Source organism: Caldimonas brevitalea, from assembly GCF_001017435.1.
GTDB classification, from domain to species: Bacteria; Pseudomonadota; Gammaproteobacteria; order Burkholderiales; family Burkholderiaceae_C; genus Caldimonas; species Caldimonas brevitalea.
Window position 1 is genome coordinate 5,128,111 of the sequence record NZ_CP011371.1, and the last position, 26,927, is coordinate 5,155,037.

The 26,927-nt window shown below is 66.8% G+C and carries 25 protein-coding genes; 17 read left to right on the forward strand and 8 right to left on the reverse strand.

Features of this window, described 5'->3' with window-relative positions; translation table 11 throughout:
- Positions 1-21: 21 nt before the first annotated feature.
- A complete protein-coding gene (locus AAW51_RS21580; protein ID WP_047196251.1) occupies positions 22-651 on the reverse strand; it encodes a response regulator in 630 nt (209 codons plus the stop codon).
- A complete protein-coding gene (locus AAW51_RS21585; RefSeq protein ID WP_047196252.1) occupies positions 648-1,811 on the reverse strand; it encodes a hybrid sensor histidine kinase/response regulator in 1,164 nt (387 codons plus the stop codon). Before AAW51_RS21585 ends, AAW51_RS21580 begins: the two co-directional genes overlap by 4 nt.
- Positions 1,812-1,992: 181 nt before the next feature.
- On the opposite strand from AAW51_RS21585, the gene AAW51_RS21590 reads away from it, so the two are divergent.
- From AAW51_RS21590 to AAW51_RS21665, 16 genes are all read left to right on the forward strand, one after another.
- Positions 1,993-2,445, forward strand: coding sequence for a hypothetical protein (locus AAW51_RS21590; RefSeq protein ID WP_047196253.1), 453 nt, complete (start codon positions 1,993-1,995; stop codon positions 2,443-2,445).
- 45 nt (positions 2,446-2,490) lie between these two features.
- On the forward strand, positions 2,491-2,853 hold the full coding sequence (locus AAW51_RS21595; RefSeq protein ID WP_047196254.1) for a response regulator: 363 nt from the start codon (positions 2,491-2,493) through the stop codon (positions 2,851-2,853).
- 40 nt (positions 2,854-2,893) lie between these two features.
- Complete coding sequence (locus AAW51_RS21600; RefSeq protein WP_047196255.1) at positions 2,894-5,050, forward strand: chemotaxis protein CheA; 2,157 nt, start codon at positions 2,894-2,896, stop codon at positions 5,048-5,050.
- 49 nt (positions 5,051-5,099) lie between these two features.
- Positions 5,100-5,597, forward strand: coding sequence for a chemotaxis protein CheW (locus tag AAW51_RS21605; RefSeq protein ID WP_047196256.1), 498 nt, complete (start codon positions 5,100-5,102; stop codon positions 5,595-5,597).
- A gap of 58 nt (positions 5,598-5,655) precedes the next feature.
- Positions 5,656-7,287, forward strand: coding sequence for a methyl-accepting chemotaxis protein (locus AAW51_RS31205; RefSeq protein WP_047196257.1), 1,632 nt, complete (start codon positions 5,656-5,658; stop codon positions 7,285-7,287).
- A 205-nt stretch (positions 7,288-7,492) separates the two neighbouring features.
- Positions 7,493-8,026 carry a chemotaxis protein CheW gene (locus tag AAW51_RS21615; protein WP_238947931.1) on the forward strand — a complete coding sequence of 178 codons (534 nt, stop codon included), beginning with the start codon at positions 7,493-7,495 and terminating at the stop codon, positions 8,024-8,026.
- Between the two features lie 59 nt (positions 8,027-8,085).
- A complete protein-coding gene (locus AAW51_RS29450; RefSeq protein WP_047196258.1) occupies positions 8,086-9,873 on the forward strand; it encodes a methyl-accepting chemotaxis protein in 1,788 nt (595 codons plus the stop codon).
- Between the two features lie 215 nt (positions 9,874-10,088).
- The gene (locus AAW51_RS21625; protein ID WP_238947932.1) at positions 10,089-10,622 is read left to right on the forward strand and encodes a chemotaxis protein CheW; all 534 of its coding nucleotides are present in this window, start codon (positions 10,089-10,091) and stop codon (positions 10,620-10,622) included.
- A 105-nt stretch (positions 10,623-10,727) separates the two neighbouring features.
- On the forward strand, positions 10,728-12,509 hold the full coding sequence (locus tag AAW51_RS21630) for a methyl-accepting chemotaxis protein (protein WP_047196259.1): 1,782 nt from the start codon (positions 10,728-10,730) through the stop codon (positions 12,507-12,509).
- Between the two features lie 369 nt (positions 12,510-12,878).
- Positions 12,879-14,456, forward strand: coding sequence for a methyl-accepting chemotaxis protein (locus AAW51_RS31210; RefSeq protein ID WP_047196260.1), 1,578 nt, complete (start codon positions 12,879-12,881; stop codon positions 14,454-14,456).
- A gap of 116 nt (positions 14,457-14,572) precedes the next feature.
- Complete coding sequence (locus AAW51_RS21640) at positions 14,573-15,052, forward strand: chemotaxis protein CheW (protein ID WP_047196261.1); 480 nt, start codon at positions 14,573-14,575, stop codon at positions 15,050-15,052.
- Positions 15,053-15,066: 14 nt separating this feature from the next.
- Positions 15,067-16,653: a methyl-accepting chemotaxis protein gene (locus AAW51_RS31215; protein WP_047196262.1), complete on the forward strand. Its 1,587-nt coding sequence runs from the start codon at positions 15,067-15,069 to the stop codon at positions 16,651-16,653.
- Between the two features lie 454 nt (positions 16,654-17,107).
- Positions 17,108-17,851, forward strand: coding sequence for a hypothetical protein (locus AAW51_RS30185; protein ID WP_047196263.1), 744 nt, complete (start codon positions 17,108-17,110; stop codon positions 17,849-17,851).
- A 287-nt stretch (positions 17,852-18,138) separates the two neighbouring features.
- Positions 18,139-19,023 carry a CheR family methyltransferase gene (locus AAW51_RS21655; RefSeq protein ID WP_053013836.1) on the forward strand — a complete coding sequence of 295 codons (885 nt, stop codon included), beginning with the start codon at positions 18,139-18,141 and terminating at the stop codon, positions 19,021-19,023.
- Between the two features lie 72 nt (positions 19,024-19,095).
- Positions 19,096-19,770, forward strand: a complete 675-nt coding sequence (gene cheD, locus AAW51_RS21660) for a chemoreceptor glutamine deamidase CheD (protein WP_047196265.1) — start codon at positions 19,096-19,098, stop codon at positions 19,768-19,770.
- Between the two features lie 12 nt (positions 19,771-19,782).
- Positions 19,783-20,865 (forward strand): protein-glutamate methylesterase/protein-glutamine glutaminase, encoded by a 1,083-nt coding sequence (locus AAW51_RS21665; protein WP_047196266.1) that lies wholly within the window; start codon positions 19,783-19,785, stop codon positions 20,863-20,865.
- Between the two features lie 36 nt (positions 20,866-20,901).
- Here the strand turns inward: AAW51_RS21665 and AAW51_RS21670 are convergent, their stop codons facing one another.
- From AAW51_RS21670 to AAW51_RS21695, 6 genes are all read right to left on the reverse strand, one after another.
- Entirely contained in the window at positions 20,902-21,318 is a 417-nt protein-coding gene (locus tag AAW51_RS21670) for a response regulator (protein ID WP_238947663.1), read from the reverse strand.
- A gap of 112 nt (positions 21,319-21,430) precedes the next feature.
- A complete protein-coding gene (gene hemW / locus AAW51_RS21675; protein WP_047196267.1) occupies positions 21,431-22,636 on the reverse strand; it encodes a radical SAM family heme chaperone HemW in 1,206 nt (401 codons plus the stop codon).
- A complete protein-coding gene (gene rdgB, locus AAW51_RS21680; protein WP_047196268.1) occupies positions 22,629-23,243 on the reverse strand; it encodes an RdgB/HAM1 family non-canonical purine NTP pyrophosphatase in 615 nt (204 codons plus the stop codon). The genes hemW and rdgB overlap by 8 nt, the downstream gene beginning before the upstream one ends.
- On the reverse strand, positions 23,243-23,971 hold the full coding sequence (gene rph / locus AAW51_RS21685) for a ribonuclease PH (RefSeq protein ID WP_238947664.1): 729 nt from the start codon (positions 23,969-23,971) through the stop codon (positions 23,243-23,245). Before rph ends, rdgB begins: the two co-directional genes overlap by 1 nt.
- Positions 23,972-24,050: 79 nt before the next feature.
- Positions 24,051-24,962, reverse strand: a complete 912-nt coding sequence (locus tag AAW51_RS21690; protein WP_047196270.1) for a PP2C family protein-serine/threonine phosphatase — start codon at positions 24,960-24,962, stop codon at positions 24,051-24,053.
- Between the two features lie 29 nt (positions 24,963-24,991).
- Positions 24,992-25,960, reverse strand: a complete 969-nt coding sequence (locus AAW51_RS21695) for a serine/threonine protein kinase (protein WP_047196271.1) — start codon at positions 25,958-25,960, stop codon at positions 24,992-24,994.
- Between the two features lie 28 nt (positions 25,961-25,988).
- Here AAW51_RS21695 and AAW51_RS21700 point away from each other — a divergent pair, with 28 nt between their 5' ends.
- Complete coding sequence (locus AAW51_RS21700; protein ID WP_083438495.1) at positions 25,989-26,927, forward strand: YicC/YloC family endoribonuclease; 939 nt, start codon at positions 25,989-25,991, stop codon at positions 26,925-26,927.

Consider the following 26,927-nt stretch of genomic DNA (forward strand, 5'->3'; position numbering starts at 1 on the left):
GCGCCACCACCACCAAACAGGTCACACCAACCCATTCCGTATCGCATACACCGTCAGCTCCGAGTTGTTGGACAAGCCCAGCTTCTCCAACACCCGCGCCCGGTACACCGAAACGGTCTTCGGACTCAGCGTCAATTCTTCTGCAATATCGGACAGCCGTTTGCCCGACGCGATCATCACCAGCGTCTGCAGTTCGCGGTCGGACAGCCGCTCGTGTGCGGCCTCGGTGGTCGGCGTGGTCAGGCTCTCGACCAGCATCTGCGCCATGTCGGCCGTGACGTACTTGCGCCCCTGCGACACCATGCGCACGGCCGCCACCAGCTGCGCCGGATCGCCGCCTTTGTTGACGTAGCCATACGCGCCCGCCTTCAACGCACGGATCGCGTACTGGTCTTCGGGGTACATCGACACCACCAGCACCTTGACCGGTGAACCTTCGTCCTTCAAGACGTGCAGCACGTCCAGCCCGCTGCGGCCGGGCAAGTTGATGTCCAGCACCAGCACATCGCATGCCTGCGTTCTCAGCAGGCTGCGCAGTTCTCCATAGTCGCCCGCTTCTCCCACGACGTCGATGTCGGGCACGTCCGCGAGCGTGTCGCGGATGCCGCGCCGAATCAAGGCGTGGTCGTCGCAGAGGATGACTTTGATCATAGGTCTCCCCAGAAAGTCGGGTCGTCTCCTGAACGCTCATCGGCGTCGTTGCCATCATCGCCCGTCGCCCCGCTCTCGGTCAACGGCACCAGCAGGATCAACGTCGTCCCCGACGGGCTGCTGCTCAGGTCGACCCAGCCGCCCACGGTGCTGGCGCGCTCGTGCAACCCCCGGATGCCGAAGGAGCGCGCCTTGGCCAGGTCCTCGGGGTTCAAGCCGCGGCCGTTGTCGCTCACCTCCAGCGACAACACGCCGCCGGCCAGCGTCAGGTCGACCTTCACCTGGGTCGCGTTGGCATGCTTGGTGACGTTCGTGAGCGCCTCCTGCGCGGTGCGGTAGGCCACCAGCGGCACCCCCGCCGGCAGCTGCAGCTGCTCGTGGCTGGAGTGGAAGGTGGTGGCGATGCCGTTGCGCTTTTCGAAAGCGCCCGTCATCCACTGCAGCGCGGCCACCAAACCCTGCTCCAGGATGGCCGGCCGGAGGTTGTGCATGATGCGCTTGCTGGCGTCCAGGGCGTGGCTCACCGTCTCCAGCGCCGAATGGGCCCGCTGGCGCACCGCTTCGTCCTGGGTGTGGCGGGCGATCCAGGCGATGTCGAACTTGAGTGCCGTCAAGGAACCACCGACGTCGTCATGCACCTCGCGCGCAATCGCGGCGCGCTCGGCCTCGACGCTGGTTTGCAGATGCTGCGCCAGCTCCCGCAAGCGTTCCTGCGACTGCTTCAGCGCCAGGTCGGCGGCCTGCTTGGCGCGCAGCGCCTCCTGCGCCTCGATGGCGTGCAGCGCCGCCGGCGCCAGCCGCGTCAAGTTGTTCTTCAGCAAATAGTCGCTGGCACCGTTGCGCATGGCCTCGACCGCGACGTCCTCGCCGATCTCGCCCGACACGATGATGAAGGGAATCACCCGCCCGCTGGCGCGCAGCATGTCGAGCGCCATCAAGCCGGAAAAGCCGGGCAGGTTGTAGTCCGACAGGATGATGTCCCAGGGCCGGCCGTCCAGGCCGTTGCGCAGGGCCGATTCGAACGCCGCCGCGGTCTCGACCCGCACCGCATTGATGCTCAGGCCGGCGCGCGCCAGCTGGGTGATCGTCAGTTCGTGGTCGAGTTCGGAATCTTCAATATGCAGCACGCGCAGCTCGCGGCGCATGGTGGATGGGTTCATGAAGGCGCCTCGAGTTGGAGAAGAAATGGGCGACTTGCAAAAAAAGTCCTACAGGCAGGGTCCGCGCGTGCCGAAGATGTGTGCGATTCCTTGCCCTATTTAGTCGATGGCTTCGCCCAAGTCTGTCCAAAATTCTACTGGGATGGCCGCAGAAGAGTGCTCATCGTGGAGACCCGTTTTGATGAACGAGACACCCCCGTCTGACGACGGCAGCCCGATCCCGCTGCTGATGGCGGCCGACCTGCAGGACCACCTGATGACGGCAACCAACGACCTGGAAAGGCTGCAAACCCTGCTCGCCGACGCTTGCGACGGCCTGATGCTGCGCTTTTCCACCGCGGTGGAACAGATGCAAAACCTGATGAGCGCAGCCATTGATCACCGTATTCAGACATCCGAACTCATGCCTGTGATGCAGAACCTCGGCGCCGCAGTGACCTCACTGCAGTTCCAAGACATGGCGTCACAGCTGATCGTGCACACCAACCGGCGCCTGCGCAACTGCGCTGACCGGATCGCACGCGAAGCGATGGGCGACGACGAGGAGGGCGCCTCCGTGGTGGAAAGCGCCCCCCTTTGCCCGAATCCTGTCACACAGGCAGAGATGGACGCCGGCTCCATCGATCTGTTCTAAAGAACCCCCGGCAACTATCCGAAATAGGCCAAAACGGAGCAAGCTATGCATTCAATCCTTGCCGTAGACGACTCGGCATCGATGCGCCAGATGGTGTCCTTCACGCTGAAGAGCGCCGGCTACAACGTGGTCGAAGCCGTGGACGGCCAGGACGCGTTCGAAAAAGCGGGCAGCCGCTCTTTCGACCTGGTGCTGACCGATCAAAACATGCCTCGCATGGACGGCATCAGCCTGACCAAGAAACTGCGCGAAAACCCGCAGTTCAAGGCGACCCCGATCCTGATCCTGACCACGGAGTCGAGCGACCAGATGAAGCAAGCCGGGCGCGCCGCAGGCGCCACCGGCTGGCTGGTCAAGCCCTTCGATCCGAGCAAGTTGATCGAAGTCATCCAGAAGGTCATTCGCTGAGCCCAGCGCAACCCTTAAGCACAATCACAAGGAGCATGCCATGGGCGACATGACGTCCGAAGGCTCTCAGTTGAGCGCCGGCATCGACCTGAGCCAGTTTTATCAGGTCTTTTTCGAAGAGGCCGGAGAGAACCTCGAGCGCATGGAGCAGCAACTGCTCGAGCTCGACATCGAAGCGGCTGACGACGAGGAACTCAACGCGATCTTTCGCTGCGCGCACTCGATCAAGGGCGGCGCGGCGACCTTCGGCTTTGCCGATGTCGCCGAGCTGACGCACCAGATGGAGACGCTGCTGGACAAGCTGCGCCGCCACGAGTTGCAGCCGACCTCCGCCATGGTGGACGTGCTGCTGGCCTCCGGCGATGCGCTGCGGGCCCAGCTCTCGCGGCACCAGACCGGCACCGGCGACGAAGTCGACACGACCGAGCTGCTGTTCAACATCCGCGCCATGGTGGCCGGCGAAGCACCCGTGACGGCGTTGGTCGCCGCGGCCCCTGCGCCCGCCCCTGCTCAGGTCGCCGCACCGGCCCCGGCCCCCGTGCCGGCCGCTGCTGCCGGCCCGCGCACGCTGGAACTGACGGTCGGCCCGCTGAGCGACCCGTCGCAGGCGAATAACCTGCTCGACCTGTTCAAGGAAATCACCGACCTGGGCACGATCGAGCCGCTCGACGGTGGTCAGGCCGAAGCCGGCATGCGCCGCTTCAAGGTGGTGACCCAGAGCAGCGAGAGCGACATGCTCGATCTGTTCACCTTCCATGTCTCGAAAGAGCTGGTCCGCTTCACGCCGCTGCCGCAAGACGCCGCGTCGACGCCGGCTGCCGCGAAGGAAGACGATCTAGGCTACGGCTTCTTCGACGACGCCCCCGGTGCCCCGGTCGCGGTGGCGAAGGACGGTGACCCCGGCTACGGCTTCTTCGAGAACTCGCCCGGCGCTCCTGCGAGCCACGTGACGAGCGAAGCGCAAGCGCAAGCCGCCCAGAAGCCGACCGCCGCCAAGGCGGCTGCCAAGGCCGAGCCCAAGGGTGCTGCGCTGGATGCCGCCACGATCCGCGTGTCGGTCGAGAAGGTCGACCAGCTGATCAACCTGGTCGGCGAACTCGTGATCACCCAGGCGATGCTGGCGCAGAACAGCCGTGGCCTCGACCCGGTGGTGCACCAGCAAATGCTGGCCGGCCTGACCGACCTGGACCGCAACACCCGCGACCTGCAGGAAGCGGTGATGTCGATCCGGATGATCCCGATGTCGACCGTGTTCAACCGCTTCCCGCGCATGCTGCGCGACCTGGCCGCCAAGCTGGGCAAGAAGGTCGAACTGGTGACGCAGGGTGAAGCCACCGAACTGGACAAGGGCCTGGTCGAGAAGATCACCGACCCGCTGACCCACCTGGTGCGCAACTCTTGCGACCACGGCATCGAGTTGCCGGAAGAGCGGCTCGCCAAGGGCAAGCCCGAAACCGGCACGATCACGCTGGCAGCCTCTCACCAGGGCGGCTCCATCGTCATCGAAGTGCGAGACGACGGTCGCGGCCTGTCGCGCGAGAAGCTGCTGAAGAAAGCGCGCGAGCGCGGTCTGCACGCACCCGACTCGCTGACCGACCAGGAAGTGTGGGGTTTGATTTTCGAACCGGGCTTCTCGACCGCCGACCAGGTCACCGACGTCTCCGGGCGCGGTGTCGGCATGGACGTGGTCAAGAAGAACATCGCGGCCTTGAACGGCACGGTGGAAATCGACTCGGCCGAAGGCTATGGCATGCGTGTCGCCGTGCGACTGCCGCTGACGCTGGCCATCATGGACGGCATGAGCGTGGGCGTGGGCGAAGAGGTCTACATCCTGCCGCTGTCCTCGGTGGTCGAGAGCTTCCAGGTCGAACCGGGCATGGTGAAGACGATCGGCAACAGCGGCCGTGTGGTCGAGGTGCGCCAGGAGTACATGCCGGTGGTGGAGCTGGAGCAGGTGTTCCAGGTGCCTCGCTTCGACTTCGAGCACGTCAGCTCCATCATGGTGGTGGTCGAGGCCGAAGGCGGCCGGGTCGCCCTGCTGGTGGACGAACTGCTGGGTCAGCAACAGGTGGTGGTGAAGAACCTCGAAGCCAACTACCGCAAGGTGACCGACGTGTCGGGCGCGACGATCATGGGCGATGGCCGTGTCGCGCTGATTCTCGACACGGGCAGCCTGGTGCGTCGCTCGCGCCATTGATGAAGAAGACGATCTGCGCCCCCGCTGCGGAGAAGAAGGAGACGACGACATGGGCATGATGGAACGATTCGACGCGGGGGCCCAGGCCTCCGCCCGCGAATACCTGACCTTCCGCCTCGGCAACGAGGAATACGGCATCGACATCCTGAAGGTGCAGGAGATCCGCGGCTACGAGCAGCCGACCCGGATCGCCAACGCGCCCGATTTCATCAAGGGCGTCGTCAACCTGCGCGGCGTGATCGCGCCGATCGTCGACCTGCGCATGCGCTTCGGCTGCGAAAAGATCGAGTACAACGGCTTCACCGTCACGGTGATCCTGACCGTGCACAACCGTGTGGTCGGCGCGGTGGTGGACTCGGTCAGCGACGTGCTGGAAGTCCCGGCGCAAGCCATCAAGCCGGCACCGGAGATCCATTCGGCGGTCGACGCCCGCTACATCCGCGGGCTGGGTCAGGTGGGCGACCGCATGCTGATCCTGCTCGACATCGAAAGCCTGATCGCCAGCCCCGAACTGGGCCTGGTCGAAGAAGAGCGGCTGGCAGCCTGACATCCCTGGGCCCGTTGGCGGCCGGGCAGCCCCGCCCTGCTGCTGGAGACTGAACAGCATGAACCCGAGTGTGTCGATGACCCACATCATCGCCCGGCGCAAGCTCGCCGAGCGCATGATGCTCAAGCTGCAGGCCGGCATGGCCGTCGTCACGCTGCTGATCGGCGTGTTGCAGGGCCAGCTCGCGGCGGCACTGCTCGGTTCGGCGTTAGGGCTCGGCATCGCCGGCGCCGGCTACCTGCTGTTCGGCGGGACCCAATGGGTTCGCGCCCTGATGACGTTGACCGGCGTCGGCGCCGTCGCCTTGCAGATCCAGCTGGGCCAGGGCGCCCCGCTGTACCACTTCGGGGCCTTCGTGTTCATGGCCTTCCTGATGGTGTTCCGCGACTACCGCATGCTGGCCCTCGGGACCGTGCTGTTCGCCGCCCATCACATCGTGTTCGACCGGCTGCAGGCCGGCGGCACGCCGGTCTACCTGCTGAGCCGGCCGGACCTGCAGCAGGTGCTGCTGCAGCTCGGCTTCCTCTGCGCACAGGCCTGGTACCAGGGCCGCTTGTCGAAGCAGGTGCGACAGCAGACCGACGAAGGCTACGAGCTGCAGGCTCTGGTCAATGCGCTCGGCCAGGACGACCAGCTCGACTTCGACGTCAGCCGCATGGCGACCCATTCGAGCGCCGCGAGCCGCCTGAAGAGCGCCTTGCTGCGCGTGCACCAGTCTTTGTTGAGCGTGCACGAGGCCGCCGGCAGCATCCAGCTGGCATCGACCGAGATCGCCAGCGGCAACCTCGACCTGTCGCAGCGCACCGAGCAAGCCGCCAGCAACCTGCAGCAGACCGCTTCGTCGATGGAGCAGCTGACCGGCACGGTCAAGCAGTCGGCCGACGCCGCCCGCCAGGCCAACCAGCTCGCCTCCTCGGCCTCGACGGTCGCCTCGCGCGGCGGTGAAGTGGTCTCGCAGGTGGTCTCGACGATGGACGAGATCAGCGCGGCCTCCAAGAAAATCGCCGACATCATCGGCGTGATCGACGGCATCGCCTTCCAGACCAACATCCTGGCGCTGAACGCGGCGGTCGAAGCCGCGCGCGCCGGTGAACAGGGCCGCGGCTTCGCGGTGGTGGCCGGCGAGGTGCGCAACCTGGCGCAACGCAGCGCCCAGGCCGCCAGGGAGATCAAGAGCCTGATCGGCGCCAGCGTCGAGAAGGTCGATTCGGGCGCGAAGCTGGTGCAGGACGCCGGCAGCACGATGACCGAGATCGTCGCCTCGGTGCAGCGCGTCACCGACATCATCGGCGAGATCACCGCCGCCACCTCCGAGCAAAGCACCGGCATCGGCCAGGTCAACACCGCCGTCAACCAGCTCGATCAGATGACGCAGCAGAACGCCGCACTGGTCGAAGAATCGGCCGCCGCCGCCGAGTCGCTCAAGGAGCAGGCCGACAAGCTGAGCCGGGTGGTCGCCAGTTTCAAGGTGCATGGCAGCTCCCCCGCGCCGAGCCAGGCACCGGCACCCTCGCCCGCTCCCAAGGCGCCGACCGTCACCCCTCGGGCGCCGGTCGCTGCACGCCCCGCCCCGGCGCCGATTCCTGCCCCGGCCACGCCGTCCAAGCCGGCGGCACCCGCTCAGGCATCGAAACCGGCACCGCTCGCCGCCGCCCCAGCGGGCAGCGACGACGACTGGACCTCTTTCTGACGCGATCGCCCTTCGAACGTCTCGACCTGGCGGAACACCACCGGGCAGCGCCGACAGCCCGCGCTGCCCTGGGCCCGTTGGTGCCGCTGACGCGGCAGCGCGTTCAAGTGCGGGCCATGGCGGCCGAAAACAGGGCTGAACCCGACCAACACCGCTGCTGCAGCCGCAGCAGTTGCAGCAGTAGCAGGAGTCCCCCATGGGCATGATGGAACCGATTCAGAACATGATGCCGGCGCGTACCGGCAACCGCAGCAGCGTCGCCGACGCCCGCGCCACCACCGGCCTGACCCGCGAATACCTGACCTTCCGCCTCGGCAACGAGGAATACGGCATCGACATCCTCAAGGTGCAGGAAATCCGCGGCTACGAAGAGCCCACCCACATCGCCAATGCCCCCGCCTTCATCAAGGGTGTGGTCAACCTGCGCGGTGTGATCGTGCCCATCGTCGACCTGCGCATGCGCTTCGGCTGCGCCAGCGCCGACTACACCGACTTCACCGTCACCATCATCCTGAACCTGAAGAACCGGGTCGTCGGCGCCGTCGTCGACGCCGTCAGCGACGTGATGGAACTGCCGGTCGACTCGATCAAGCCCGCCCCCGAAATGAGCTCGGTGGTCGACGCCAAGTTCATCACCGGCCTCGGCCAGGTCGGCGACCGCATGCTGATCCTGCTCGACATCGAGAGCCTGATCCTGTCGCCCAGCCTCGGCCTCGCCGGCACCGACCTGGGCAACTGAGCGTCCTTGGCGCGCTTTCGGCCCTCGCAAAACCGATCTCCCCGAGAAAGAACAACACCATGCTTCGCAAGCTTTCCATCCAGACCCGGCTGATGCTGGCCTTCGGTGTCATCGCGCTCCTGGTGACCGCGATGGGCACCGCCGGCTGGTACATCGCGCGCATGCAGAACGGCTCGTTCAACCGCTTCAACAAGCATGTGGTGGGCTCCGTGATGGCCTACGACAAGGCGCGGGTCGCGATGTTGGAGAGCCACGCACTGGAACGCGCGATCCTGATCCGCGCGTCGGATGCCGCCGCCACGGCCGAATACCTGAAGAAATGGGACGAGCAGCAGCAGGTGGCCGACAAGGCCATTGCGGCCTTCAAGGCGGTGATCCTCGACCCCAAGACCTTGGTCGATGCGAACGCCGCCGAAAGCGGCTTTGCCGCGTATCGGCAGAACGCTCGCCCGGTGCTCGAGAAAATCATCGCCGGCCAGCTTGCCAGCCCGGCCGACGCGGATGCCGCGCTCAAGCCGGCGGTCGAGCAGCTCCAGAGCGGCGTGGCAGCGCTGGCCAGGGTCGACAGCACGGTGAGCTACTACACCGACGTCGCGATGACCAAGCTGAACGGCTTCCTGAGCTTCATCACCACCGCCGCGTTCGTGCTGATCGCCCTTTCGGTCGGCCTGGTGGCGCTGCTGGCCTGGCGCATCAGCCGCTCGATCGTGCAGCCGATGAACGATGCGGCCCGCTTCGCCGAGCAGGTGGGCGCCGGTGACCTCACCGCCACCCTCGACGTGCAAGGCCAGGACGAAGCCACCCGGCTGCAGCGCAGCCTGGCGCAGATGCGCGACGCACTGCAATCGATGGTGTCGCGGGTGCGTGACGTCACCGAAGGCATCACCACTGCGTCCAGCGAGATCGCCCACGGCAACCAGGACCTGTCGCAGCGCACCGAGCAGACCGCCAGCAACCTGCAGCAGACCGCCTCGTCGATGGAGCAGCTGACCGGCACGGTCAAGCAGTCGGCCGACGCCGCCCGCCAGGCCAACCAGCTCGCCTCCTCGGCCTCGACGGTCGCCTCGCGCGGCGGTGAAGTGGTCTCGCAGGTGGTCTCGACGATGGACGAGATCAGCGCCGCCTCCAAGAAGATCGCCGACATCATCGGCGTGATCGACGGCATCGCCTTCCAGACCAACATCCTGGCGCTCAACGCGGCGGTCGAAGCCGCCCGCGCCGGTGAACAAGGCCGCGGCTTCGCGGTGGTGGCCGGCGAGGTGCGCAACCTGGCGCAACGCAGCGCCCAGGCCGCCAAGGAGATCAAGAGCCTGATCGGCGCCAGCGTCGAGAAGGTCGACTCCGGTGCACGCCTGGTGCAGGATGCCGGCAGCACGATGACCGAGATCGTCGCCTCGGTGCAGCGTGTCACCGACATCATCGGCGAGATCACCGCCGCCACCTCCGAGCAGAGCACCGGCATCGGCCAGGTCAACACCGCCGTCAACCAGCTCGACCAGATGACGCAGCAGAACGCCGCGCTGGTCGAGGAATCGGCCGCCGCCGCCGAATCGCTGCGCCAGCAGGCCGAGCGTTTGTCGGAAGTGGTGGCCGCCTTCAAGCTGGCCGACGCCCAGCGGCTGGGCAGCGTGGCCATGGCACGCGCTCACGAGACGGCGCTGGTCAGGTCTGCACCGGTGGTTCGGTCTGCCCCTGCTGCCCCTGCCGTGAAACCGGCTCCGGCCGCGGTGAAGGCTCCGGCTCCCGCCCCCGCCAAACTGGCGCCGGTCGGCGCGACGGTCACGACGGCGGCCGCGCCCAAGCCCGTCGCGGCGCCCGCGCACGACGACGACTGGGCCACGTTCTAAGCGAAACGACAGGGCCCCGCCAGGGCCCTGTCGCCCGCCGCCCCGGCTGCCGACAGCGCCGCCGGGCGCACCGTCGCGGTGCAAAGCCTCGCCGCGCAGGGCCGCAGCCCCCACTGCGGCACACTCCCCCGCCTTCTTTCCATCGCAGCCCTCAAGTCCGCGCACCGCGGGCCGATACCACGGGAAACCCGCAGCAGGAGTCCCCCATGGGCATGATGGAACCGATTCAGAACATGATGCCGGCGCGTACCGGCAACCGCAGCAGCGTCGCCGACGCCCGCGCCACCACCGGCCTGACCCGCGAATACCTGACCTTCCGCCTCGGCAACGAGGAATACGGCATCGACATCCTCAAGGTGCAGGAAATCCGCGGCTACGAAGAGCCCACCCACATCGCCAATGCCCCCGCCTTCATCAAGGGTGTGGTCAACCTGCGCGGCGTGATCGTGCCCATCGTCGACCTGCGCATGCGCTTCGGCTGCGCCAGCGCCGACTACACCGGCTTCACCGTCACCATCATCCTGAACCTGAAGAACCGGGTCGTCGGCGCCGTCGTCGACGCCGTCAGCGACGTGATGGAACTGCCGGTCGACTCGATCAAGCCCGCCCCCGAAATGAGCTCGGTGGTCGACGCCAAGTTCATCACCGGCCTCGGCCAGGTCGGCGACCGCATGCTGATCCTGCTCGACATCGAGAGCCTGATCCTGTCGCCCAGCCTCGGCCTCGCCGGCACCGACCTCGGCAACTGACGCGCCGCGCGTTGTGCGCGGCTGGTTCGTCGTGAGGGCCTCGCGCCCTCGCTTCGTGTTCCCCGGGGGCCGACCCGACTCGTCCCCGTTGCTCCACACCCCATCATGCTTCGACGCCTGTCCATCAAAACCCGACTGACCCTGGCCTTCAGTGCGATTGCCTTGCTCGTGATCGTGTTGAGCGCAGCTGCCTGGTTTATCAACAAGCTGCAGAACGAATCGCTCAACCGCTACAACTACCACGTCCTGCTCGGCATGAGGGCAGCGGACCAGACCTGGGTCGCGATGCTGCAGAGCCGCCGTTACGAGAAAGACGTGCTGCTGCACCTGGGCGACGCGGCGAAGAGCGCGGAGTACCTGAAGAAGTGGAAGGCCGAACAGGAGCGCATGGTCAAGGAAGCGACCGACCTGCGGTCGCGCATGACGGACCCTAATTCCGTCCGGCAGGCAAAAGAGATCGACGAAGCGTTCGCGGCTTACGGGCAGGCGGCACTGCCGGTGCTGGAGAAGGCTGCGGCAGGGCAGCTGACCAGCATCGCCGAAGCCAACGAGGCACTCAAACCTGCGAAGGCACACATGGCCAAGGGCGAGGCCACGATGATCGAGATCCTGGACAGCGTGAGCTTTTTCACGAAGTTCGTGATCGACAAGTTCAACCGGCTCTACGCGGTGATCACGCTGGCAACCGCCGTCATCGTCTCGCTGTCCGTGGCGCTGGTGGCCTTGCTGGGCTGGCGCATCAGCCGCTCGATCGTGCAGCCGATGAACGACGCAGCCCGCTTCGCCGAGCAGGTGGGCGCCGGTGACCTCACCGCCACCCTCGACGTGCAAGGCCAGGACGAAGCCACCCGGCTGCAGCGCAGCCTGGCGCAGATGCGCGACGCACTGCAATCGATGGTGTCGCGGGTGCGTGACGTCACCGAAGGCATCACCACTGCGTCCAGCGAGATCGCCCACGGCAACCAGGACCTGTCGCAGCGCACCGAGCAGACCGCCAGCAACCTGCAGCAGACCGCCTCGTCGATGGAGCAGCTGACCGGCACGGTCAAGCAGTCGGCCGACGCCGCCCGCCAGGCCAACCAGCTCGCCTCCTCGGCCTCGACGGTCGCCTCGCGCGGCGGTGAAGTGGTCTCGCAGGTGGTCTCGACGATGGACGAGATCAGCGCCGCCTCCAAGAAGATCGCCGACATCATCGGCGTGATCGACGGCATCGCCTTCCAGACCAACATCCTGGCGCTCAACGCGGCGGTCGAAGCCGCCCGCGCCGGTGAACAAGGCCGCGGCTTCGCGGTGGTGGCCGGCGAGGTGCGCAACCTGGCGCAACGCAGCGCCCAGGCCGCCAAGGAGATCAAGAGCCTGATCGGCGCCAGCGTCGAGAAGGTCGACTCCGGTGCACGCCTGGTGCAGGATGCCGGCAGCACGATGACCGAGATCGTCGCCTCGGTGCAGCGTGTCACCGACATCATCGGCGAGATCACCGCCGCCACCTCCGAGCAGAGCACCGGCATCGGCCAGGTCAACACCGCCGTCAACCAGCTCGACCAGATGACGCAGCAGAACGCCGCGCTGGTCGAGGAATCGGCCGCCGCCGCCGAATCGCTGCGCCAGCAGGCCGAGCGTTTGTCGGAAGTGGTGGCCGCCTTCAAGCTGGCCGACGCCCAGCGACTCGCCACGGCGGCCGTCACGCGCGCCCGCGAGACCGCTGCGCCGGCGCCGACCGTCGCGCCCACCCGCGTCGAGAAGCCGGTGAGCGCGCCGGTGAAGGCCGCCTCGGCACCGGCACCGGCACCGGTCAAGCCTGCCCCGGTCAGCACGACTGTCGCCGCCGCGCCGGCGTCCAAACCGGTCGCCGCGCCTGCCCACGACGACGACTGGACCTCGTTCTGATCGACGGGCCGGCGCCCCACTGCAGGGCCAGCGCCGGACCATCGAGCACCCCACGACCCAGGGCCGCCAACGCGGCCCTGTTTTTTTTCCGTCTCCAGGTGCTGCCGCCGGCCGGCTTGCCCGCGGGCGGCAAACCAGGGTTAGTCCCAACTCCGGAAACCCGCAGCGCCGGGCTCGATCCCTCAAGAAGCGGCATCGGACCGTCGATATTTCTCAAGACCGCCGTGATGGTCTTGTCGACAATTCGTTGTCAGCGCTCGCTCGGGCCCCGCAGGGCCCGAGGTCCACGCAGATGCCATCGGGGCGGTTTCGACACGCCCAAAGCCGCCGCCCGCGGCTCGAATCTCGCGAGGACCAAGGAGACGAACAATGAACTACATCCAACGCTTCAAGAACACACGCATCTCGACCCGGCTCGCTGTGGCGTTGGGTCTGCTGATGACGCTGATGGTGGTGGTCAGCAGCTACAGCGTGAAGAAGCTGTTCACCACCACCGCCGTGCTGGAGCAGCTCTCCAACGAAGAGTGGAAGCTGATGCGCATGACCGGCGAGTGGAAAGCGTTGGTCGAGATGAACGTGATGCGGGTCGCCACCCACTCGCGACTGGGCACCGGAGACTATCCCGACCAGCTGATGAAGGACTACGACGCCGCCTCGGCCGTGGTCGAGAAGCTGCAGAAGTCGGTCGAGTCCGCCCTCACCACCGACGAGATGCGGGCCGAGTTCAAGAAGATCGACGCCCTGCGCCAGCAACTGCAGGCAGCGGCACCGCGCATCAAGGCGTTCCGCGACCAGGGCGATTACGTGGCACTCGAAGGTCTTCTCAACGGCGAGTTCGAACAGGCGCGCAAAGCCTATCTCGGCGCCATCGTGGGTTTGCAGGAGATGGCGATCAAGCGCGCCGAGGCCGCGTCGCATGCGGCGGTCGAGCAGACGCGTGCCGCCGGTCTCGTCACGGTCGTGCTGGTCGCGCTCAGTTTGCTGTTCGCCGGCGCTTTCGGCTGGTGGATGAGCGGCTCGATCTCGCGCCCGATCCGCAGCCTGGTGCAGCATGCACGCTCGATCGCGCAAGGCGACCTGTCGCACAGCCTCGCGATCGACTCCGGTGGCGAGGCCGGTGAACTGCAGCAAGCACTGGCCGAGATGCAAGAGGCCTTGCGCGGCATGGTCGCGCAAGTGCGCCATGCCACCGACAGCATCACCACCGCCAGCAGCGAGATCGCCAGCGGCAACCAAGACCTGTCGCAGCGCACCGAACAGGCGGCCAGCAACCTTCAACAGACCGCGTCGTCGATGGAGCAGCTGACCGGCACCGTGCGCCACAGCGCCGAAAGCGCCGAACAGGCGTCGCAACTGGCCACCTCGGCGACCTCCGCGGCGCAGCGCGGCGGCAGCGTGGTCTCGCGGGTGGTCTCGACGATGGACGAGATCAACGCTGCCTCCAAGAAGATCGCCGACATCATCGGCGTGATCGACGGCATCGCCTTCCAGACCAACATCCTGGCGCTCAACGCCGCGGTGGAGTCGGCCCGCGCCGGCGAACACGGCCGCGGTTTCGCCGTCGTGGCGAGCGAGGTGCGCAACCTTGCACAGCGCTCCGCGGCAGCCGCGAAGGAGATCAAGACGCTGATCGGCACGTCGGTCGAAAAGGTCGAGGGCGGCGCCAAGCTGGTGGCCGACGCGGGCAGCAGCATGCATGAAATCGTCGCCGCCGTGCAGCGTGTGACCGACATGATCGGCGACATCGCCGCCGCGGCCCGTCAGCAAAGCTCAGGCATCGGCCAGGTGAACCAGTCGGTCACCCAGTTGGATCAGATGACACAACAGAACGCGGCGCTGGTCGAGCAATCCGCCGCCGCAGCCGAGAGCCTGAAGGACCAGGCACAACGCCTGGCCGGAGTCGTGGCCCAGTTCCGTCTGGAGCGGGCGACGACGGCCGCGACCTGAAACGTAGGCTCAAGCGAGCACGGATTACGCCGATAAGTCGCACATACCTCTCGTGTTGCGCGCCCCGAGCGGGCGCGCAGCAGCTTCAACCCAGACCACATCTTCTCAGCAACATCATGGGCGCCACCGAAGGCTTCACCACCGAAACCACCAGCCGGCCTCGCGAGTACCTGACCTTCCGCCTCGGCCAGGAAGAGTACGGCATCGACATCCTGAAGGTCCAGGAGATCCGGTCCTACGAGCCGCCGACGCGCATCGCCAATGCGCCGTCCCACGTCAAGGGCGTGGTGAATTTGCGCGGCGTGATCGTGCCCATCGTCGACCTGCGCATCCGCCTCAACACCGCCAACTGCGACTACACCAACTTCACCGTGGTGATCGTGCTGCACGTGGCCAACCGGGTGGTGGGCATGGTGGTGGACGGCGTCAGCGACGTGCTCGAGGTCGCCGCCGAGAACGTGCGCCCGGCACCCGAGATCAGCTCGGCGGTGGACGCGGGCTGCATCACCGGGCTGGCCCAGGTGGGCGAGCGCATGCTGATCCTGTTGAACATTGAACAGTTGATGACAGACCCGGCGATGGGTTTGATCGACTGACACTGGAGTTCGAGATGCAACTGATGCGACTGATGCGGGCCTTCGACATCCGCACCCGCATGATCGGCGCCATCCTCGTGGTGCTGGTGCTGCTCGCCATGGTCGGTGGCGCCGGCCTGCTGGGGATGTACCGGCTGCAGGCCTTGAGCGACGACTTCATCCACACCGCTGCCACCAAGACCCAGACCCTGGGTGCCTTGCGCGACGCGATGGGCATGATGCGCAGCCACCAGAAGGACATGATCATCAACTACGAGAGTGCCGCCGCCGTGCGTACCTCTCGCGGGGCCTGGCGCAAGAGCTACGCCGACGTCCAGGCGCAGCTGCAAAAAAGCTTGAGCGGCAAAAGCACGGACGACAAGCTGGTCGGCGAGATCGATCAACATCTGAAGGAATACGTCACCCGATTCGACAGCGTCGCCAGGCAACTGGAAGAGAACGCCTACGATTCGGCGACCACCGCCAACAAAGTGGCAGAGCCTGCCTACGCCGCCTACAACCAGGCCGAGTCACGCCTGGACGCGCTCGACAAGGCGCTGCAGGGCGAAGGCCAGGCCGCACAGCAGGCCAATGCGTCGGCGATGCAAGGCACCATCGTGCTGTTCGGCGCCGCGGTGCTGCTGGCCACGCTGGTCGTCGTGCCCCTGACGCTGCTGAACATGCAAAGCATCTGCACGCCGCTGCGCGAGGCCCAGGCGCTGGCGCATGCCATCGCCGGCGGTGACCTGACGCACTCGGTGCAGGTGGTAGGCCGCGATGAAGCGGCCCGGCTGCTCGAAGGCCTGGTGCAGATGCAGTCGTCGCTGCGCACGATGGTCGAGAAGGTGCACGTCACCAGCGAGAGCATCTCCACCGCATCGAGCGAAATCGCCTCGGGCAACCACGACCTGTCGGCCCGCACCGAACAGACCGCGTCCAACCTGCAGCAGACCGCCTCCTCGATGGAGCAGCTGACCGGGACCGTGAAGCAGTCGGCCGACGCCGCCCGCCAGGCCAACCAGTTGGCAGCGTCGGCGAGCGAGGTCGCGGCCAAGGGTGGCGCCGTGGTGTCGGAGGTGGTCGCGACGATGGACGACATCAACGTCGCGTCGAAGAAGATCGCCGACATCATCGGCGTGATCGACGGCATCGCCTTCCAGACCAACATCCTGGCGCTGAACGCGGCGGTCGAAGCCGCCCGCGCCGGCGAGCAGGGCCGCGGCTTCGCGGTGGTGGCCGGCGAGGTGCGCAACCTGGCACAGCGCTCTGCCCAGGCCGCCCGCGAGATCAAGAGCCTGATCGCCGCCAGCGTCGAGAAGGTCGAAGGCGGCACGCGGCTGGTGCAGACGGCCGGCACGACCATGCACGACATCGTGGGGTCGGTGCAGCGAGTGACGGACATCATTGCCGAGATCAGCGCGGCCGCCGGCGAGCAGAACGACGGCATCGGCCAGGTGAACCAGGCGGTTGCCCACCTCGACGAAATGACGCAACAGAACGCCGCACTGGTCGAGCAGTCGGCGGCTGCGGCCGAGAGCCTGAAGGACCAGGCCCACCGCCTGTCCGACGTGGTGCGCGCCTTCAAGCTGGAGCGAGCCGAAACGCTCACCGAGGCTTCCTGACACCGGGCGCAGCCGCCCGCCGGCGGCACCGCCCCTGTGCTGCACTGCCCCCCAGGCGCCCCGCGCGTCTGGGGGGTTTTCACTTCAGCACGACCTGCCTGCGGGGGGCCTGGCGATGTTGGGCCGGGGCGACAAACCGGTGGCCGACCGGCGCGACTGCAACGGCTCGTTCCGCGGCCGCCTCGAAAGATGGACCCCGAAAAACCTGCTGTTCTTTGCGTCGGCCCTCGACGGTCTCGCCACAATGCCTGCATGCGCCTCACAGCGATCCGATGCCACGGACCCCGGATGTGAGCATTACCTCACGTCGCTCGACAAGTCTGGTCACGAGGCGGTCACGGTCTTCCTGATAATGCGATCCGCAGCGGCACCGACCTCGGCGCCGCCACTCCCCCGGACGAGGGTCGCGGCCCGCCTTGCCCCGGGGCACACTATCAACAGGAGCGTTCGAGACATGAGCAGGCACCACCACCACCGACCTTCACGCGCAGCACTGTGGCTGGCAGGTGCGGTCCTGGTCGCCAGCGGCTCCGCGCAGGCGGCCTCGGGTGTGCTGGCGCTGCCCAATGTCGCCACCGACGATCCGAGCCGCGTGGCGCCTGGCGGCTGCCAATTCGAAGGCTGGTATCAGCACGACAGCGGCGCCAGCGCCCGCCTGTCGGCGCCCGCCTGCAACCCGGCCGGACAGCCGCAAGTCCAGGGCAACCTCGGCGCGCTGACGCGCGCCAAGCTCGGCACCTGGGGTTTGGGCGCCACTGCGAAGTTTTACGACAACGCCTGGCGACTCGGGCCCGCGCGCTGGGGCTGGAAGTTGTCGACGTACGGGCAGGGACTGGGCCCACTCGACCATGTCGAGCACCAATACACCAGCCTGCTCGGGCTGGCCACCATCACGCTGCCCGCCGACCTGAGCTTGCGTGTCAACGTGGGCCCGAAACACGAGACGCAAAGCCGGCAGACCGCCACCCAGCTCAATGCCGCACTGCTGTGGTCGCTCAACGACCAGTTCGCGCTGGCGGGCGAAATGCAGACGTCGGACCGCAGCAACACGGTCCAGTCGCTGGGGACCAACTGGTGGCTCGTGCCCGGCCGGGTCGGCATGAAGCTGAGCGCCGGACGCACCATCGGCAACGAAAGTTCGTCGGTGTACTCGCTGCAGCTCAACTGGCATTTGCTCGACCGCAGCCGCGGTCGCTGACCCTCCCACCTCCTCCCCCCGGATTTTCCCTGCCCGGCGCCGCTGCACGCCGCATCCCGCGCCGCGCGGCGCCGTCACGAGCGGTGAATCCCCTCAAGCCGCTCCTGGGCGTGCCGATAAGCTCAATGCGGCACCTGCTGTGCCGCACCGAGCCGGTTGTGCTGTTCCGGGGCGGTCGCCAGCCGAGCCAGGCAGGCGCCACCCCCGGCGGGTGGTTTTCGCGCCATCCGTCCGGGAACGGCAACGGCCGGAGCCCCTGAACCGTGGACCCGGTGCCCCGAGCCAACATGAGTGCTGTTCTGCCATCTCCCCTCGTGCCGCTGCCGACCGCCGCTCCTGCCGGTGGTGGTGATCGGAACCCGGAATTCAGTTTTGGGGCCGCCGATTTCGAACGCGTGCGGCAGCTGATCTATCAGCGCGCCGGCATCAGCCTGCATGCCGGCAAGCAAGCGATGGTGTACAGCCGCTTGTCGCGGCGATTGCGCGAAACGGGCCACCGCTCGTTCTCGGACTATCTGCAATGGCTCGAGCGCGCGGTGGGCGGGCAGGCCGAGGCCGAATGGCAGGAGTTCGTGAACTGCCTGACCACCAACCTCACCGCCTTCTTCCGTGAAGAGCACCATTTCGGCGTGCTGGCCGAGGCGCTGCGCAAGCACGGCGCGGGCAAGCCCTTGCGCATCTGGTGCAACGCCGCGTCCACCGGCGAAGAGCCGTACTCGATCGCGATGACGGTGGCCGACACCCTGGGCCTGCAGGCGCCGGTCAAGATCCTGGCCAGCGACATCGACACCAAGGTGCTGGCAACTGCCGGCCGCGGCGTCTATGCAGACGACTCGCGCGGGCTCTCGCCGGATCTGCTGAAGCGGCACTTCCTGCGTGGCACCGGCCGCAATGCCGGCTCCATCCGGGTCAAGCCCGAACTGGCCGCCATGATCGAGTTCCGCAGCTTCAACCTGATGAGCACGAGCTGGTCGCTGGGCGAGGCCTTCGACATCGTGTTCTGCCGCAACGTGATGATCTACTTCGACGCCGCCACGCAACGGCGCGTGCTCGAACGTATCCACGGCGTGATGAAGCCGCAAGGTCTGCTGTTCGTGGGCCACTCCGAGAACTTCACCGATTCGCGGGACCTGTTCCAGTTGCGCGGCAAGACGGTGTATCAGCGCGCCTGATCCCGCCCCCGAGTCGCAGCCCACGCCACCGCCACCGCCAGTCCCCGACGCGCCAAGACGATAAGGACGTTCATGGTCGACAGCCCCACCCTCAGAACCAGCTTCACCGGCACCGCGGGAGCCCCCGCCGGCTCGCGGCTGGAGAAACTGAAGAGTCACCCGCGCAAGCCCGGTGAAGCGTCCTTCTTTTTCTACGACGCCCATTTCAAGAACGACGCCGTCAAGGTGCTGCCGGGCGAGTATTTCGTCCACGACGAAGACCTGGTCATCATGACCACGCTCGGCTCTTGCATCGCCGCCTGTCTGTGGGACCGCAACGCCAAGGTCGGCGGCATGAACCACTTCATGCTGCCCGACAGCGGCGGCGCGCAGGACGGCGGCCGCTACGGCTCGTATGCGATGGAGCTGCTGATCAACGAACTGATGAAGCGCGGCGCGAGCCGCAGCACGCTGGAAGCCAAGGTGTTCGGCGGCGGCCAGGTGATCGCCGGCATGAACACGATCAACGTCGGTCAACGCAACACCGAGTTCGTCACCAACTACTTGAAGACGGAACACATTCCCATCGTGTCGAAAGACGTGCTGGAGATCTACCCGCGCAAGGTCTGCTTCTTCCCTGCCAGCGGCAAAGCGATGGTCAAGCGCCTCGCCGCCGCCAATCCGGAAGCGCTGCTGGCGCAGGACCGCGCCGCCAGCCAACGTGTCGTGCCGCCGTCCAGCGGCGCCGGCTCGATCGACCTGTTCTGAGAGGTTTATTCGATGTCCAAGATCCGCACCGTGGTGGTCGACGACTCGGCCCTGGTCCGCAGCCTGCTGACCGAAATCATCAACCGCCAGCCCGACATGATCTGCATCGGCGCGGCGAGCGACCCTTATGTCGCGCGGGAGATGATCCGCAACCTGAACCCAGACGTCATCACGCTCGACGTCGAAATGCCCCGCATGGACGGCATCGATTTCTTGTCGAAGTTGATGCGGCTGCGCCCGATGCCGGTGGTGATGGTGTCGACGCTGACCGAGCGTGGCGCCGACGTCACGCTGCGCGCATTGGAGCTGGGCGCGGTTGACTTCGTCGCCAAGCCCAAGATCGGCATTTCCAACGGCCTGCAGCAGCTGGCACAGGAAATCACCGACAAGATCCGCATCGCGGCCAAGGCACAGGTGCGCAAGCTGCACACGCCGGCCGCCGGCGAGTCGGGCGATGCGGCGCCGCCCCGCGTCGTGCACAACATCGGCCGGCTGTCGACCGAGAAGCTGATCTTCATCGGCGCCTCCACCGGCGGCACCGAAGCCACCCGTGAAGTGCTCGTGAACCTGCCGGCGGATTCGCCTGCCGTGGTGATCACGCAGCACATGCCGCCCGGCTTCACCCGCAGCTACGCGACCCGGCTCGACGGGCTGTGCAAGATCGCCGTGAAAGAGGCGGTCGACGGCGAGCGGGTGCTGCCCGGTCACGCCTACATCGCGCCCGGCGGCCATCATTTGAGCGTCGAGCGCAGCGGCGCGAACTACATCGCCCGTGTGCAGGACGGCGAGCCGGTGAACCGGCACAAGCCATCGGTCGAGGTGCTGTTCAAGTCGGCCGCCCGGGTCGTCGGGCCGAACGCGATCGGCCTGATGCTGACCGGCATGGGCGCCGACGGTGCCAAGGCGATGAAGGAAATGCGCGACGCGGGCGCCTACAACTATGCGCAGGACGAGGCGAGCTGCGTGGTGTTCGGCATGCCGCGCGAGGCCATCCTGCACGGCGCCGTGCACGAAGTGCTGCCGCTCTCGCAGATTGCACCGCAGCTGATCGAAAGGCTGCGCAGCACCTCGGGCTTGAGCCTGAATCGAGTCTGAACATCACCCGCGCGACGCGGGACGTGTCGCCTTGCGTCAGGTCCCGCGCAACTTGGCGCACAAGGCGGCGATCTGGGCGCCGGGTACGGGTTTCTGCAGCAGACACTCCATACCGGCCGCCAACGCCAGCGGCGCGTCTTCGCTGTCGGCACTGGTGCCGATCAGCCGCACCTGTGCCCCACCCGGATGGGCTCGCAAAGCGCGGGCGAATTCATAACCGTCCATGCGCGGCATACGGCAGTCGGTGATGACCAAACGATGGTGGTGGGCCTGCCACATCTCCAGGGCGTCTTGCCCGTCTTCGGCGATGTCGACCACACAGCCATTGGCCTCGAGATGGGTGGACAACAGCAGCTGCTGCACCCGGTCGTCTTCCGCCACGAGCACACGCAAGGGTTCCCCGCCGGTTTGCGACGCAGACAAACTGGGCAGTGAAGGGGAAGCGGCAGACACGATCCAACTCCGGTGAGCGGCGTTACAGCGCGCCGCTGGGCTATCGTGCCACGCCCGCCTGCGACTGAAAACCCCCTCTCGCCCTGAGCGCTGCGTTTGCAGCGCCGACGCGTCAACGGTCGGCCAGGAACAGTGCCTGCAGGTCGCTGAGGAAGTCGAATCCCCGCTCGCTGGGGCGCACGCTGTTGCCCTCGCGCTCGATCAAGCCGCGTCGCTCGGCCTCGTCCAGCCCGCCCTGTATCGCCGACAGGGGCAAGCCGGTGCGTTCGGTGAAACGCGGCAGCTCGAAACCCTCGCGCAGGCGCAAGGCATTGAGCATGAATTCGAACGGCAGTTCGCGACGTGGCACCTCGTCGTCCTGCGCCACGGCGCTGCCCGCCAGTGCTGCGTCCATGTAGCGCGCCGGCTCGCGGAAGCGCACCTGCCGGATCACCCGGTGCGGGAAGCTGAGCTTGCTGTGAGCGCCCGCTCCGATGCCGAGGTAGTCGCCAAAACGCCAGTAGTTGAGGTTGTGCTCGCAGGCGTGCCCGGGCTTGGCGTAGGCCGACACTTCATAGCGCGACATGCCCGCCTCGCCGGTCAGCCGGGTGATCAGGTCGAGCATGTCCGACGCCGTGTCGTCGTCGGGCACCACCGGCGGGAACTTGGCGAAATAGGTGTTGGGCTCGAGGGTCAGGTGGTAGACCGACAGATGGGGCGGTGCGAAGGCGAGTGCCTCACGCAGGTCGGCCTCGCACTGCGCCAGCGTCTGGCCGGGCAGCGCGTACATCAGGTCCAGGTTGAAGGTGTCGAAATTCTGCTGGGCCTCTTCGATTGCCGCCCGGGCCTGGGCCCGATCGTGCACGCGGCCGAGCGCCTTCAGCTTGTCGTCATCGAAACTCTGCACGCCGATGGACAAGCGGCTGACCCCGGCCTGCCGGAAGCCGCGAAAGCGATCGCGCTCGAAGGTGCCGGGGTTGGCCTCCAACGTGATTTCACAGCCCGCTTCGAGTGGCAACCGAGCCCGCACGTCGGCCAACAGCCGGTCGATGCTTTCAGGCGAAAACAAGCTCGGCGTGCCGCCGCCGATGAAGATGCTGTGCACGCGGCGTCCCCACACCAGCGGCAGCGCCGCCTCGAGGTCGGCGCGCAAGGCGTCGAGATAGTGCGCCTCGGGGGGCGTGCCGCCGTCGCGCCACTCGTGCGAATTGAAGTCGCAGTACGGGCACTTCTTGAGGCACCAGGGCAAGTGCACGTACAGCGACAACGGCGGCAAGGCCGTCAGCTGCAGCGTGCCGGGCCGCAGATAGCGTGCCTGCAGATCGTGGGTCTCAGCCAAGCTGCCATACCTCTTGCATCTGGCGCCGCAACTGCTCGGCCGCCTGGGCACGGTGGCTGAGGCGGTTCTTGTCGTCGGCGCTGAGCTCGGCCACCGTCTTGCCGAGGGTCGGGATGAACATCAGCGGGTCGTAGCCGAAGCCGGCGTGACCTCGTAGTTCTGACAGGATCTCACCCTCCCATCGCCCCATCGCAATCAAGGGTTCAGGGTCTTGTGCGCTGCGCACGGCGACCAGCACGCAGACGAAGCGGGCGCGGCGCTGTGCGGTGTCGCCCAGCCGGGCCAGCAGCGTCCGGTTGTTCTCGGCGTCGTCCTTCGGTCCGCCGAACAAGGTGGCGTAGCGCGCAGACAGCACGCCGGGCGCGCCCCCCAGTGCGTCGACACACAGCCCGGAATCGTCCGCGAGTGCCGCCCCGTTTGCCGCCTGCGCAGCATGGCGCGCCTTGGCCAGCGCGTTCTCGACAAAGGTTGGATGCGGCTCTTCCGCCTCGGGAATGCCCAGCGAGCCCTGACTCACCAGGGCGACACCCAACGGTGCGAACAGGGCCTGCAGCTCCACCAGCTTCTTGGCGTTGTTGGACGCCAGCACCACCCGAGAGGTCGTCATCACAATCCCAGCGCCTGGCGCTGCGCTGCCAACAGCTCGCGGATGCCTTTGTCGGCCAACGCCAGCAAGGCGTCCATTTCGGCACGCGAAAAGGGCGCCCCTTCGGCCGTGCCTTGGATCTCGACAAACCCGCCGGCCCCCGTCATCACCACGTTCATGTCGGTGCCACAAGCGGCGTCTTCGGTGTACTCGAGGTCGAGCAAGGGCACGCCCTGCACGATGCCGACCGACACCGCCGCGACGGCGTCGCGCAGCGGCGACCTGCCGATCGCGCCACGGGCGAGCAAGGTCGAAACGGCATCGTGGGCCGCGACCCAGGCGCCGGTGATCGCGGCCGTGCGCGTGCCGCCGTCGGCCTGGATCACGTCGCAATCGAGCTGGAGGGTGCGTTCGCCGAGCGTGGCCAGGTCGAACACGCTGCGCATCGAGCGGCCGATCAGCCGCTGGATCTCCTGCGTGCGGCCGGTCTGCTTGCCTCGCGCGGCCTCGCGGTCGCTGCGGCTGTGGGTGGCGCGCGGCAGCATGCCGTACTCCGCGGTGACCCAGCCCTCGCCGCTGCCCTTCTTGTGCGGGGGCACCCGTTCTTCGATCGACGCCGTGCACAAGACCTTGGTATCGCCGAACTCGATCAGGACCGATCCTTCGGCGTGCTTGGTGTAGTGGCGGGTCAGGCGCACCGGGCGCAAAGCATCGGGCGCGCGGCCCTGGCTGCGGATGATGGTGGTCATGGCGGTCATGGGAGTGAGAGGCCGTTAGCACGCCGGGCGCCGGCGGGGCGGCGTGCCGGCGCGCCGGTCGGCGGGGACCTCAGGTCTTCTTCTGCGAAGACCGTTTGATCGCTTCGTTGATCTCGCGGATCGAGCGTTCGATCTCGGCTTCGTCGAGTTCGTCGGGCTCCTGGCCCAGCACGCTGGCCTGGATTGTCGAGGCGAACACCTCTTCGCCCAGCGTCTGCGTCGAGATGGCCTTCGTCGAGTCGTAGTCTTCGGAAGACTCCCACTCGACGGCGAGCACGGTGACGTTGTCGCTCTTGCTGCCGGCGCGTCGCAACGCCTGCTCGACCAGTTCGGGCACCGCGTCGGAGATCGGCCGGGTCGCCAGCTGGTCGGCGATGACCTGGTCGGGCACGCTGCCCCACAGGCCGTCCGAGCACAACAGCACGCGGTCGCCCGATTGCATCAGCATCGGCCCCACCGTGTCGACCACCGGTTTGCCCGGGCTGCCGAGACAGGTGAACAGCACGTTGCGGTTGAAACGTTCGCCGAGCGGCACGACACCGTTCAGCGTTTCCTGCAACTCGGAATAGGAATGGTCGCGGGTGCGGGCGATCAGCTTGTCGCCGCGCACGAAGTACAGCCGCGAGTCGCCGCAGTGCGCCCAGTAGGCGGCCCCGTTCTGCAGCACGCAGGCGACCACGGTGGTGCGCGGCGTGTCGATCAGCGCTTTCTCGGTGGCATAGCGCAGCAGCTGATGGTGGCCGGCGATGATGGCGTCGTGCAGGAAACGCAAGGGGTCGCGCAGCATCGGCTTGGCGTCGCGCTGGAACAAGGCCGCCATGGTCTGCAGCGCCACCTGCGACGCCACTTCGCCTTCGGGGTGGCCGCCCATGCCATCGGCCAGGGCGAACAGGCCGGAATCGCGGGTATAGCAATACCCCATCCGATCCTCGTTCTTTTCGCGCCCGCCCTTGCGGCTCACTTGATATACCGAAAACCTCATCGTGGCGCCCTGTTACTTGGTGGAGCGGGTCAAGCCTGCTTGCCGCCCTTGAGGTTCTCAAGCTGCAACTTGAGACGCTCGCTGAAGCTCAGCTTCGTGTAACGCCGTTCAGTCTCGCGCGCCAGTTCTTTTTGCAATGCAAACACGCTCTGCGGCCGCGACAGCGGGTCGAGCGCCATGCACCACTCCGTGACCTCGATGAGGTTGTCGGAATAGATGTTGCGTAAGCGCGAGAGCGACAGGGTCAGTCGGTCTTTTTCGATGCGCTGCGGCGCGTCGTTGGGCGGATACCCTTGCATGCAGGCGTAGATGCAGGCGCCGATCGCGTAGATGTCGGTCCAGGGGCCCAGCGTGCCGTCGCGACGGTACATCTCGGGGGCCGCGAAACCCGGCGTGTACATGGGCCGGATGAAATTGCCCTCTTTGCTCAACACCTCGCGCGCGGCGCCGAAGTCGAGCAGCACCGCCTTGTTGTCGTTGGTGATGAAGATGTTGGCCGGCTTGATGTCCAGGTGCAGCATCTTGTGCTGGTGGACGATCCGCAGCCCGCGCAGGATCTCGTCGAACAAGGACCGGATGGTCGACTCGCGGAACACCTTGTCGCGCTTGAGCTCGCGCGCCGTGACGATGAAGTCCTGCAGGGTGTCGCCCTGCAGGTAGTTCATCACCATGTAGACGGTTTCGTTCTCGCGGAAAAAATTCAGTACCGAAACGACGCTCGGATGCGAGATCTGGGCAAGAGACCGGCCTTCTTCGAAGAAGCTTTTGAGGCCCAACCGGTAGAGCGGCTGCTTCTCGGGCTTCACCCGCGGCGCCAGTTCACCCGGCGAGCGCTCGGCGAGCGACGAGGGCAGGTATTCCTTCAACGCGACCAGGCGCTTGTCCTGGTCTTCGGCAAGATAGACGACGCCAAAGCCACCGGCCGCCAGCTTCTTGATGATCTGATAACCGCCTACCACGGTGCCGGGTGGCAGCGGGGACGGTTTGGGCTTTGACATAATCGGATTTTGCAATGCGATAAGTGTCATGGCAGTTTACAGCATGACCGGGTATGCGAGCGCGGCCTCGCCTTCCCCGGTAGCCCCGGCGACGCCGGGGGAGCCAGCGGTTCTGCGGGAGCCCGGCGCCGCCGGGGCGACCGTGACGGTCGAACTGCGCTCGGTCAACAGCCGCTTCCTCGACCTGGCGTTCCGCATGCCGGACGACCTGCGCGCGATCGAGCCGGCGCTGCGCGAACTGCTGACGGCCACCTTCCGGCGCGGCAAGATCGAGTTGCGCCTGAACGCCCAGCGCGAGACCGACAGCGCCCTGCCCCAGCCGCAGGCCGACCAGCTGAACCGGCTGGCAGGACTGGAGGCCGCGGTGCAGAGCTGGCTGCCGAAGGCGCAGCCGCTGTCGGTCAACGAAATCCTGCAGTGGTGCCGCGGCTCGGCGCCGAACGAAAAGCTCGACGAATCAGCGCTGGCGGCGACGCGACAGTGCATCACCGGGCTGGTCGAGGCGCGCGCCCGCGAAGGCGAGCGGCTGGTCGGCATCCTGATGGAGCGCATCACCAAGCTTCGCGAGTTGGCGGCGCAGGCGGCGCCCTTGGTGCCGCAGGTGGTCGAGAAGCAGCAGCAACGCTTTCTGGAACGCTGGCAGCAGGCGCTCGACACGGCGGGCGCGGCGCAAAGCATGAGCGCTGACGCACTGCGCGAGCGAGCGCTGAGCGAGGCGGCGTCCTATGCCATCCGGATCGACGTGGCCGAGGAGCTGTCGCGACTGAACGCCCATCTGGAAGAGATCGCCCGGCTGTTGAAGGCCGGCGGGGAAATCGGCAAACGGCTCGACTTCCTGATCCAGGAACTGCACCGGGAAGCCAACACGCTGGGCTCGAAGGCCTCGGCGCTCGAACTGACCCAGATCTCGGTGGAGATGAAGGTGCTGATCGAGCAGATGCGCGAACAGGTGCAGAACATCGAATAG

Bases quoted from the DNA above. Each gene is read 5' to 3' on its own strand.
- AAW51_RS21665 (WP_047196266.1), top strand. From the start codon at position 19,783: ATGTCCAAGATCCGCACCGTGGTGGTCGACGACTCGGCCCTGGTCCGC.
- AAW51_RS21625 (WP_238947932.1), top strand. From the start codon at position 10,089: ATGGAACCGATTCAGAACATGATGCCGGCGCGTACCGGCAACCGCAGC.
- AAW51_RS21690 (WP_047196270.1), bottom strand. From the start codon at position 24,962: ATGAGGTTTTCGGTATATCAAGTGAGCCGCAAGGGCGGGCGCGAAAAG.
- AAW51_RS31215 (WP_047196262.1), top strand. From the start codon at position 15,067: ATGCAACTGATGCGACTGATGCGGGCCTTCGACATCCGCACCCGCATG.
- AAW51_RS21580 (WP_047196251.1), bottom strand. From the start codon at position 651: ATGATCAAAGTCATCCTCTGCGACGACCACGCCTTGATTCGGCGCGGC.
- rph (WP_238947664.1), bottom strand. From the start codon at position 23,971: ATGACCACCATCATCCGCAGCCAGGGCCGCGCGCCCGATGCTTTGCGC.
- AAW51_RS21695 (WP_047196271.1), bottom strand. From the start codon at position 25,960: ATGTCAAAGCCCAAACCGTCCCCGCTGCCACCCGGCACCGTGGTAGGC.
- AAW51_RS31205 (WP_047196257.1), top strand. From the start codon at position 5,656: ATGAACCCGAGTGTGTCGATGACCCACATCATCGCCCGGCGCAAGCTC.
- rdgB (WP_047196268.1), bottom strand. From the start codon at position 23,243: ATGACGACCTCTCGGGTGGTGCTGGCGTCCAACAACGCCAAGAAGCTG.
- AAW51_RS21655 (WP_053013836.1), top strand. From the start codon at position 18,139: ATGAGTGCTGTTCTGCCATCTCCCCTCGTGCCGCTGCCGACCGCCGCT.
- AAW51_RS31210 (WP_047196260.1), top strand. From the start codon at position 12,879: ATGAACTACATCCAACGCTTCAAGAACACACGCATCTCGACCCGGCTC.
- AAW51_RS21615 (WP_238947931.1), top strand. From the start codon at position 7,493: ATGGAACCGATTCAGAACATGATGCCGGCGCGTACCGGCAACCGCAGC.
- AAW51_RS21630 (WP_047196259.1), top strand. From the start codon at position 10,728: ATGCTTCGACGCCTGTCCATCAAAACCCGACTGACCCTGGCCTTCAGT.
- AAW51_RS21605 (WP_047196256.1), top strand. From the start codon at position 5,100: ATGGGCATGATGGAACGATTCGACGCGGGGGCCCAGGCCTCCGCCCGC.
- AAW51_RS21590 (WP_047196253.1), top strand. From the start codon at position 1,993: ATGAACGAGACACCCCCGTCTGACGACGGCAGCCCGATCCCGCTGCTG.
- AAW51_RS21640 (WP_047196261.1), top strand. From the start codon at position 14,573: ATGGGCGCCACCGAAGGCTTCACCACCGAAACCACCAGCCGGCCTCGC.
- AAW51_RS29450 (WP_047196258.1), top strand. From the start codon at position 8,086: ATGCTTCGCAAGCTTTCCATCCAGACCCGGCTGATGCTGGCCTTCGGT.
- AAW51_RS21600 (WP_047196255.1), top strand. From the start codon at position 2,894: ATGGGCGACATGACGTCCGAAGGCTCTCAGTTGAGCGCCGGCATCGAC.
- AAW51_RS21595 (WP_047196254.1), top strand. From the start codon at position 2,491: ATGCATTCAATCCTTGCCGTAGACGACTCGGCATCGATGCGCCAGATG.
- AAW51_RS21700 (WP_083438495.1), top strand. From the start codon at position 25,989: ATGGCAGTTTACAGCATGACCGGGTATGCGAGCGCGGCCTCGCCTTCC.
- cheD (WP_047196265.1), top strand. From the start codon at position 19,096: ATGGTCGACAGCCCCACCCTCAGAACCAGCTTCACCGGCACCGCGGGA.
- AAW51_RS21585 (WP_047196252.1), bottom strand. From the start codon at position 1,811: ATGAACCCATCCACCATGCGCCGCGAGCTGCGCGTGCTGCATATTGAA.
- AAW51_RS30185 (WP_047196263.1), top strand. From the start codon at position 17,108: ATGAGCAGGCACCACCACCACCGACCTTCACGCGCAGCACTGTGGCTG.